This window comes from Candidatus Atribacteria bacterium (genome assembly GCA_011056645.1).
GTDB classification, from domain to species: domain Bacteria; phylum Atribacterota; class Phoenicimicrobiia; order Phoenicimicrobiales; family Phoenicimicrobiaceae; genus Sediminicultor; species Sediminicultor quartus.
This window is the reverse complement of the sequence record DSEL01000212.1, coordinates 1-8,964: the sequence shown is the minus strand read 5'-3', so window position 1 is coordinate 8,964 and position 8,964 is coordinate 1. Positions and strand designations below refer to the sequence as shown.

Sequence of the window (8,964 nt, the reverse complement as noted above, 5' to 3'; positions counted from 1 at the left end):
GTATTAATCACTTTAATAAAAATTTTCAGTTGTTTTACTAAAGGTACAAGCAAAGGAAAAAATAGAACAGCTAGATCTGTAAGAACAAAAATTTCTAAACTTACCTTGCTAAAAATATCATAAATTTTATTTTATTATAAATTTGTACAGAATTTTTATTCACATAAAAGTTGCGAAAATCATCTTGTAGGGAGGCCAAAAACAATTATTTTTGTTATTTTATTGAAGAATTAACTGATTTAATCTAATATTTTCAGTTGCAATATTCCCCTTAAAAGTTCTGAAAGCGTCCAATAGGGGGAGCCAGACCATTCCCAGCCCTTTGGCTTTTGCTGAAGGGCTTTTTTCTTTTTGTAAATTTTTTAAAAAAGATGGATTTTTAGAACACGGTATCGAAATGTAAAATAACACCTTAGATGAAATAATCAACAAAAAGAGGGAATTTTCACTAATTCTCTAAAGAAGGAGAATTCTTATAAAAAGGAATGGATTAATCGATTAAAAAGATGACTTAAAAAACTTTATAATTTTTCTTGACATATGTTAGCACATATGCTAACCTTTTATTAAAGGAGTTTTATGAAACGACTTAAAAAAGAAGACTATATTTTCTACCAGGGAGATAAATTCCAAGTAGAATTTTATTTTACTGAAACCGGGGAAATGCCGGCAAAAAAATACTTAGAGAAAGAATCTCTAGGAGTGAAAGTTAAACTAGCTGCCCTGGTAAAATATATAGCAGATCATGGCAGACTCTTTAATAAAACAAAATTTAGAAAAGTGGACTCAAAAGAAAATATATTTGAGTTTAAACCCACAAATTATCGCTTCTTTAGCTTCTTTTATGAAGGGAAAAAGATAATTATTACAAATGCTTATAGAAAAAAATCACAAAAGGTAAGCGAAAAAGATTTAGAAAAAGCCAGGAATATGAAAATAACTTATACTGGTAGAGTGAAAGAAGGTGATTACTATGAAAAAAACTAAAACTTATATGGATGAGTTAATGGAAAATAAAGAATTCCGTGAAAAATTCGATAAGGAATACCAAAATCTTTACATTGGGGAAAAAATTGCCGAAATTCGCCGTAGGGCAAATCTAACACAAGATGCTTTGGCTAAACGAGCAAATACGACTAAATCAGCTATTTCGCGCTATGAAAATTCTGATTATAAAAGTTATAGTATGCCTCTTTTAAATAGAATAGCGAAAGCCTGCAAAGCAGATTTAAAAATTGATTTTGTACCCAGAAGGATAAAAAAAGTTAAAGTCTAATAAGAATGCAATTTGATAGAGAAAGAAGAACGGAGACGTTCTTTTAATTAACAAAACACCCTACTGGTAACATAAACTATCGGTGTGGTGTTTTCTTATAACGAGTGGAGCCAAGACCCTTTCAGCCCTTTAGCTTTTGCTGAAGGGCTTGTTGTTTTTTATAAATTATTTTCCAGAAAAAGAAGGATTTAGAGAAAATATGTTGTAGAGATATATAAGATAGTCTAGAAGGATAAGTAAAAGTCCATTGAACAATTTATTATTAAAAAAGTCAAAACGATACTAAGAAATATCCGCAATTCTGCGGATATCATGCCATTTTAGCCGGGTAAACACCGTGATTTATCTATCCGTAGTTAGAAACAATGCAGCCCTATATATAAATGTTAATCATGCAAAGTCAATTAAAAAGGAGGTGCCGATATGGCCACTATTTTTGCTATATACAATTTGAAAGAGAAGCAAAAAAATGAGGAATACGATAACTATCTTATTAAAACGAAAATCCCAGGGATTAGGAGTGCACCTTGGTGTACAGACTTTAAAACCTGGAAGATAGACAAAGTGCTTGGCCCTGCTGTTTCTGAACCAGAGGGAGAATTACCTGCAGAACCTCCCTACCTTTATTTGGCCAAGATTGAGGTATCTGATTTGGATGCGATGCTGAGTTTTCTCGGGACAGATGCAGGTAAGGAATTTGTCAAGTCCTGGAGTGTATATATCGATCCAACAGCGATCTTCACTATGGGGCATGAAGTATAGCAATACACTCAAAAGCGGTTAGTAAAAAAGGGCTGCACTGCTTCTAACATAGCATAGAAGCTGCTTGCTCAATACCCTCTAATTTTGCTTCGGAGCAGCATTATAGAATTTTTAAATAAATAGTAAGTTAGAATTAAAGAGTTAGACGCGATTTCAACCCGTTTATATTAGTAAGAAAAAAAAGAAGTAACATCTCATGGCTCAGAAGGATTTTGTTTTGGTTGGATTGGGATTAAAGCCTTCATTATGTGGGCAAGGTTTAGGCAATATTCTTATGGAACTTTTAAAAAATGAGTGCAAAAAGAGGTATGGCGGTAAAAAGATTGCTTTAGAAGTCCGTTCTTTCAATAAACGAGCAATCAAATGTTATGAAAGGGCTGGATTTGAAATAACCGATGTTTATCAAAAGGATACTTTAATAGGCAGTGATGAATTTATAAAGATGGAATATAAATACTGACATAATATTTAAAAGTTTTGATATTTAAATTAGGTGACGAGACAGTTTCTTAATTTAGGTAAATTCGTTATGAATACAATTGAAATTTTTTAAAGCGAGGATTATAAAGAGATGAACACAAGAAAAGTTAATACAGAGTTTATCAGAAAATCATTTACCACAGAAAAAACAGTTTCGGATTACACAAAGGCAGTTAAGGAAATTGGGCTCTGGGAATCTGAAAAGATGATAATTAAAAGATATTTTAATTTGGAAGACCGTATTTTAGATATTGGGTGTGGAGCAGGGAGAACTACAATAGGACTCTACAAGCTTGGTTATCATTTAATAGAAGGATTGGATTTATCGGAAGATATGATAGTGCAAGCTAGAAGAATTAGTAAAGAATTGAATTATAACATAATTTTTAGCGTGGGAGATGCGGCGTGTTTGGGTTATGATGACGAGAACTTTGAAGCGGTATTATTTTCTTTTAACGGGATAATGCAAATACCAGGAAGAGAAAATCGGATAAAAGTGTTAAAAGAGATAAAGCGTATATTAAAACCTAAAGGATATTTCTTATTTACCACTCATGACCGTGAGGGTAGTAAAGAATATGAACCATTTTGGCATGAGGAGAAGAGAAAGTGGGCGTTGCATATAGAGGATAAAAGTCTACACGAGTTTGGGGATAGAGTCATTGAAATGGAAGAGAGAGACACTTTTCTTCATTTTCCCACCAAGGATGAAGTAATTTCAAGCTTGGAAGAAGCAGGGTTTATCTTAATTGAAGGAACGTTACGTTCTGAATTGTGCGAAGAGTCAGAAGAAGTAAAGAAGTTTTCAACCGATTGTTTGTTATGGCTAGTTCAAAAGCCTTAGAAGTAAAGATAAAATAGAAAATTAGACAACAGCGTCTAACAGCGGATTAGCAAAACCATAGGTAACATGACAGTGGACGTTGCACGTACGGTCAGGCTTAGGTTGTGGTATTTAACAGGTGGAAATCCTGTCTGGTAAGATGATAGCCGAATCGTAAGTAGCAAGTCTTGGAGTCTTTTGGAGTAATCCATAAGATTTTAGCGTAGACAATTAGGTTAAATATTAGTTTAATATATTAGAAATTTTGCATTGATAAAAATCTGCATTGGCTTTTATTCTTTGTATCAAATATTCAAATAAATTCTTATGACTTTATAATAAAATTTAATACATATACTATAATCAATTTATTATTATAAATATATTTAGAATGAGGGGATAGGTATAACTTATTGATAAGCAAGGGTTTATATTTAACTACACATTATTTGGAATGCTAACGGGAAGATTGGTTAACTCATTTAGTTTATAGGTGTTTCCCAATTCTTCTATAATTTCACCCCAAGAAAAAGTTCTGAACGTGTCCACTATGGGGAGCCAGACCATTCCAAGCCCTTTGGCCTTTTACTGAAGGGCTTTTTTATTTTTCATAAATTATTTTTCGGGAAAAAAAGGAATGTTAAATAGTTTTATAGTAAAGTAAATAAAAGAGAAGATTATATATAGGGTATGTTATAGATAATTTTGTAACAAGTTATAGCTTTTTCGGGGATGGTCATTATTATCATAACCTAATAAAAAAGGAAAAAAAATGAAACATACTGAATTTATATTCGAGACTTTTGATAGATTACAGCTCTTCGGCCAAAGCTGGCATCCGGAAGAGCAACCTCGAGCAGTAGTATGTTTGATTCACGGTATAGGGGAATATGGTGGGCGGTATACCCACGTCGCTGATGCTTTAACCCAGGCAGGTTATGTATTATTTACTTTTGACATACGCGGACATGGTAAATCTTCTGGTCCGCGTGGCCATACTCCCTCTTATGAAGCATTAATGAATGACATTTCTTCTTTATTGGAGATTATAAATAAACAATTTCCTCAATTACCTTTTTTTCTTTGCGGCCAGAGTTTAGGAGGTAATTTAGTCCTCAATTATATTCTTCGTCGTCAGCCAAAACTTAAAGGGGCAATAGTTTCTGCGCCCTTCCTTCGCCCGGCCTTTGAACTTCCTGCTTTTAAAATGATTTTAGGGAAAATAGTCAATCAGCTTTTTCCTGCTTTTTCCCAGAAAAGCGGTTTGGATACTAAGGTCCTATCTCATGACACCGAAGCAGTTCATGCTTATAAAAATGACCCTTTAGTTCATGATCGTATCTCAGCTCGGATGTTTATCGGCATCTATCAATCAGGGCAATGGGCATTAGAGCATGCTTCAGAATTTTCACTTCCTCTTTTACTTATGCATGGAGGAGACGATCGTCTAAGTTCCTCTAAAGCAAGTCGCGAGTTTGCCGACAAGATAGACGAAAATTGTACCTTTAAGATTTGGGATGGCTTTTATCACAAAATTCTTGATGAACTGGAAAAAGAAAAAGTATTGAAATTTATGATAGACTGGCTTGACAAACAAGTTTAAACTTAAATTTATTTTATAGGGGTTTCCTTTTTTCGGAGCAAGAGGTCTCAACATTTGGCATAACTTCTTTCTGGGATTGGAATTAATGTAACAGGGCAAGACAAGAGGATAAAATAAATGATAGAATTATTAGACAAGGGAAGGTGCGTCAAGTCAATAATTCGGTAACTTTATTTTATGAGTTATTCTGTTTTTTAATTCCTAACAAATGCCAATTACTTCTTCTAACTTCCGATATACTTTTTCAGTTTCTTCACTCATACAAAAGTTGCGAAACTCGTCTACTAGCCTCCACCATAGTAGACGAAAAAGCCCTTTAACTAAAAGATTGAAGGACTTTTATTTATGAATATTTTGTAAATTCCAATCTTTAAATATTGCTCTAATATTGAAGAATTAACTGATTTAATCTATTATTTTCAGTAGCAATATTTCCCTTAAAATTTCTGAAAACGTCCAATAGGGGGAGCCTGCGAATCCCAGCCCTTTGGCCTTTTGCTGAAGGGCTTTATTTTATGAATTATTTATCTGGAAAAGAAGGGTTTTTAAAAAATATTGTGGTATTAGAGATATTAAAGTATATCCAAACTTAATTCGAATATAATTAAATTATACGCAATTCAATACTTCGTTGCGAAACCAATTTAAACATTTAGGGAAACTTTATATAACGATAACAAATTTTAAATGGATTATCTATATTTTAATTTTGTGATATAATAAATCTATCAATTAAAAATGTCATGAAATTTATAAAACAGGCTTTTGAGTATTTTTTAGAGAAAGATGGCAAAGGAGGCATGGGCAATGAAATTTATTGTAACCATTGATCGAGATGAAGATGGAATGTTTGTGGTAGAATGTCCATCTATTCCAGGATGTGTAAGTCAAGGTCAGACCGAACAGGATGCAATGATAAATATCCAAGACGCAATAAAACAATGTCTTGAAGTTCGTTCTGAAAAGGGTATGCCACTCACTGTAAGTATGCGTGAAGTAGAGGTATTGGTCTAATGCAGAAGATCCCACTTTTAAGTGGGCGTGAAGTTGTTAAAGTGTTTGTTCGGTTAGGATGGGAGGTAGCAAGACAACAGGGAAGTCACATTATTCTTGTGAAAGAAGGGCATATTGCTACCTTGTCTATTCCTGATCACCATGAGGTTGCAAGAGGAACCCTAAGATCACTTATTGCTCGAGCTGCTCTAACTATAGAGGAGTTTTTAAACGTATTAAAATAACAAAAGGTAAACCTAGTATAATAGCAAAAGAAAAAAAGAACAAGATATTATGATTAAAAATTAATAGTATCTTGATCCAAATTCTAAAAAATCGGTAATGATAATAAACAAGGAAAAACTTTCCACTTATTGGGAAAATTTATTATAAACCTAATTTTAAATTTCTCTTTAGAATCTTACCCTATTCAAGAGGGATAACCCAACTTTATAGATGAGCTAGCTCTTAAAGATAAACAGTGGCTGAAATAGACAATGGATCAAAAAACAGCTGAAAAAGGGCTACAGTAAAAATTATATCAAAATGATTTTCTTTTAAAGTGTTGAAATATAAAAACAATGCGAAAGATTCTGTCTATTAATTTACCGAGGAGTCAAGACATTCCAAGCCCTTTGGCATAATACGGAAGGACTATTTTTCTCCAATATTTTACAAATTTTAATCTTTAAATATTGCTTTAATATTGAAGAATTAACTGATTTAATCTATTATTTTCAGTAGCAATATTTCCTTTAAAATTTCTGAAAACGTCCAATAGGGGGAGCTTGCTAATTCCAGCCCTTTGGTATTTTACTAAAGGGCTTTTTTGAATTATTATTCAGAAAAAGAAAGGTTTTTAATTTAAAGAGTCGAATATAATATAAAAATCTATAATATTTATTCCCTTGCCCTTAAAAAACACGGAGTATGAATTAAGTAACTAATTGATATTTTCTTTGACACAAAGGAGGATATAACCATGAAGGTCATTGCTATAAATGGCAGCCCCCGAATGGAAAAGGGGTATACCGCTTTGATCCTTACTCCCTTCATTCAGGGAATGATGGATGCCGGAGCCGAGGTTGAGCTATTCTACGCCAGACGTCTTAAGATAAAACCCTGCACTTGTGGCGAGATGTACTGCTGGTATGAGAAAGCCGGAGAATGCTGCATCAAGGATGACATGCAGATGCTTTATCCCCAACTTAGGGAGGCGGATATTCTTGCTTTGGCTACCCCGGTTTATATCCCACTACCAGGAGAGATGCAGAATTTCATCAACCGGCTTTGTCCCTTAATTATTCCTATCCTGAAGAATCGGGAGGGACGTACACGAGCCAGATTCCATAAGCAGGTTAAGATTCGGAAAATCGTACTCGTATCTACAGGTGGATGGTGGGAGAAAGCAAACTTTGAAACGGTTGTACGCATCACCGAAGAGCTGGCTAAAGATGCGAGTGTGGAATTCGCCGATGCAGTGCTCAGACCCCACGCCTTTTTGATGAAGGAGAAGGGGAAATTGAACAAAGATGGGGAAGCCGTGCTGGATATGGTGAAAAAAGCAGGTTATGAGTTGGTCAAAGAGGGGGTAATGAATAAAGAAACCCTTGACGCGATAAGCCGTCCACTTATCTCCGAGGAGGAGCTCCGATGCAGGTATAACAATTTGTTGTAAAAAAAAGAAGTGACAGGGAATGCCCCGATATGTCAGGGACGGTTGTACTATCACAATAATTCGGTAACTTTTTCTAATGTTTTAAATGAGGTACAATAATCAATAATCACATCAAGTATTAATTACTTTTTCTAATTTATGATACACCCTTTCAGTCTCATCACTCATACAAAAAATTGCGAAACTCGTCTACTTGCATCCACCAAATTTAAAAACTTAAAGCTCTTAAGTAAAAAAAATATAAAGTTTTTATTTATATACATTTTACGAATTATAATTTTTGAAGATTACCTCTAATATTGAAGAATTAACTGATTTAATCTATTATTTTCAGTAGCACTATTTCCCTTAAAATTTCTGAAAACGTCCAATAGGGGGAGCCTGCGAATCCCAGCCCTTTGGCCTTTTGCTGAAGGGCTTTATTGTTTGTAAATAATATTATATAATGAACAATATATGGAATTACATATATTTAATAAATTAGTTAAAATAAAAAAGGAGAAATATATGAGTAGTAAAAATCAAATTGAAGAATGTTGTCCTGAATTTAATCCGGGGAGGTGGGATAAAAAAATATTTAATTGGAACGAAAAACAATTTATTAAAGAGACTGTTCCTACGTTTTTCCATACTCCGTTTCCTCCCATGATTGGCAAAAAGATAACCAAGATGATGGCTTTGGCAACAAGCTCAAATAAGATAGATGCAAAAAAAGATGAGGTTTTAGTTCTATTTCAAGATCTGAGTGCATTTAAATCAAATATTTATATTTCAGTTATTGGGGATGTTTCGGGGGCAAATAATGTTAAAATTATTGGAACATTCATGGCCAAAGTTTATGATGGACCATACAATGCTATCCCCAAATTCGTAAAAGATATGAATATGTATTTAGAAAAAGAAAGGGGGAAAGTCCCGAAAAATGATGAGTACTATATTCATTATGCATATTGTCCAAAATGCGAAAAGAAATATGGGCATAACTATATGATCCTATTTGCCAAAATCTAAAGGTTTTTATGACTATTTTCATCCTAAAAATTCTGAACACATCCGATAGGGAGAATTAGATAACAATATAAGAAAAACTTCTTTATAGAGGTTCTGTCTTTTTAAATTCTATCTAATTACCACTTCTAATTTCTGACACACTTTTTCCGTATCCTCACACATATAAAAAGTTCGAAAATCGTTCTGTCTGGGGAGCTTGCTAATTCCCAGCCCTTTGGCCTTTTGCTGAAGGGCTTTTTTTAATTAAAAAAATAATCATATGTGTTTTTGTTATTTATTTCCGGTCATAAGGGAGGAAAATTATTTTTAAAAAATAACTTATCTGATATATAATATAT

9 protein-coding genes and 1 pseudogene are annotated in these 8,964 nt (G+C 33.5%); all 10 read left to right on the top strand.

All coding sequences use genetic code 11. From position 1 onward, the window contains the following. Positions 1 to 579: 579 nt before the first annotated feature. The gene (locus tag ENO17_09910) at positions 580 to 987 is read left to right on the top strand and encodes a hypothetical protein (protein ID HER25345.1); all 408 of its coding nucleotides are present in this window, start codon (positions 580 to 582) and stop codon (positions 985 to 987) included. Then, positions 974 to 1,276 carry an XRE family transcriptional regulator gene (locus ENO17_09905; GenBank protein HER25344.1) on the top strand — a complete coding sequence of 101 codons (303 nt, stop codon included), beginning with the start codon at positions 974 to 976 and terminating at the stop codon, positions 1,274 to 1,276. The genes ENO17_09910 and ENO17_09905 overlap by 14 nt, the downstream gene beginning before the upstream one ends. Positions 1,277 to 1,699: 423 nt before the next feature. Next, entirely contained in the window at positions 1,700 to 2,038 is a 339-nt protein-coding gene (locus tag ENO17_09900) for a hypothetical protein (protein HER25343.1), read from the top strand. 205 nt (positions 2,039 to 2,243) lie between these two features. Then, positions 2,244 to 2,498 (top strand): annotated as a pseudogene (locus ENO17_09895) (GNAT family N-acetyltransferase). Positions 2,499 to 2,609: 111 nt separating this feature from the next. Next, positions 2,610 to 3,362: a class I SAM-dependent methyltransferase gene (locus ENO17_09890; protein ID HER25342.1), complete on the top strand. Its 753-nt coding sequence runs from the start codon at positions 2,610 to 2,612 to the stop codon at positions 3,360 to 3,362. Positions 3,363 to 4,113: 751 nt separating this feature from the next. Further along, positions 4,114 to 4,944, top strand: a complete 831-nt coding sequence (locus ENO17_09885; protein ID HER25341.1) for an alpha/beta hydrolase — start codon at positions 4,114 to 4,116, stop codon at positions 4,942 to 4,944. Between the two features lie 807 nt (positions 4,945 to 5,751). Beyond that, the gene (locus ENO17_09880) at positions 5,752 to 5,958 is read left to right on the top strand and encodes a type II toxin-antitoxin system HicB family antitoxin (protein HER25340.1); all 207 of its coding nucleotides are present in this window, start codon (positions 5,752 to 5,754) and stop codon (positions 5,956 to 5,958) included. Beyond that, positions 5,958 to 6,182: a type II toxin-antitoxin system HicA family toxin gene (locus ENO17_09875; protein ID HER25339.1), complete on the top strand. Its 225-nt coding sequence runs from the start codon at positions 5,958 to 5,960 to the stop codon at positions 6,180 to 6,182. Before ENO17_09880 ends, ENO17_09875 begins: the two co-directional genes overlap by 1 nt. Before the next feature lie 737 nt (positions 6,183 to 6,919). After that, complete coding sequence (locus ENO17_09870; GenBank protein HER25338.1) at positions 6,920 to 7,615, top strand: flavodoxin family protein; 696 nt, start codon at positions 6,920 to 6,922, stop codon at positions 7,613 to 7,615. Between the two features lie 507 nt (positions 7,616 to 8,122). Beyond that, complete coding sequence (locus ENO17_09865; GenBank protein HER25337.1) at positions 8,123 to 8,626, top strand: hypothetical protein; 504 nt, start codon at positions 8,123 to 8,125, stop codon at positions 8,624 to 8,626. Positions 8,627 to 8,964: the final 338 nt, after the last annotated feature.

Excerpts from the sequence above, each read along its gene's own strand:
- ENO17_09910 (HER25345.1), top strand. The coding sequence starts at position 580 with ATGAAACGACTTAAAAAAGAAGACTATATTTTCTACCAGGGAGATAAA.
- ENO17_09905 (HER25344.1), top strand. The coding sequence starts at position 974 with ATGAAAAAAACTAAAACTTATATGGATGAGTTAATGGAAAATAAAGAA.
- ENO17_09900 (HER25343.1), top strand. The coding sequence starts at position 1,700 with ATGGCCACTATTTTTGCTATATACAATTTGAAAGAGAAGCAAAAAAAT.
- ENO17_09890 (HER25342.1), top strand. The coding sequence starts at position 2,610 with ATGAACACAAGAAAAGTTAATACAGAGTTTATCAGAAAATCATTTACC.
- ENO17_09885 (HER25341.1), top strand. The coding sequence starts at position 4,114 with ATGAAACATACTGAATTTATATTCGAGACTTTTGATAGATTACAGCTC.
- ENO17_09880 (HER25340.1), top strand. The coding sequence starts at position 5,752 with ATGAAATTTATTGTAACCATTGATCGAGATGAAGATGGAATGTTTGTG.
- ENO17_09875 (HER25339.1), top strand. The coding sequence starts at position 5,958 with ATGCAGAAGATCCCACTTTTAAGTGGGCGTGAAGTTGTTAAAGTGTTT.
- ENO17_09870 (HER25338.1), top strand. The coding sequence starts at position 6,920 with ATGAAGGTCATTGCTATAAATGGCAGCCCCCGAATGGAAAAGGGGTAT.
- ENO17_09865 (HER25337.1), top strand. The coding sequence starts at position 8,123 with ATGAGTAGTAAAAATCAAATTGAAGAATGTTGTCCTGAATTTAATCCG.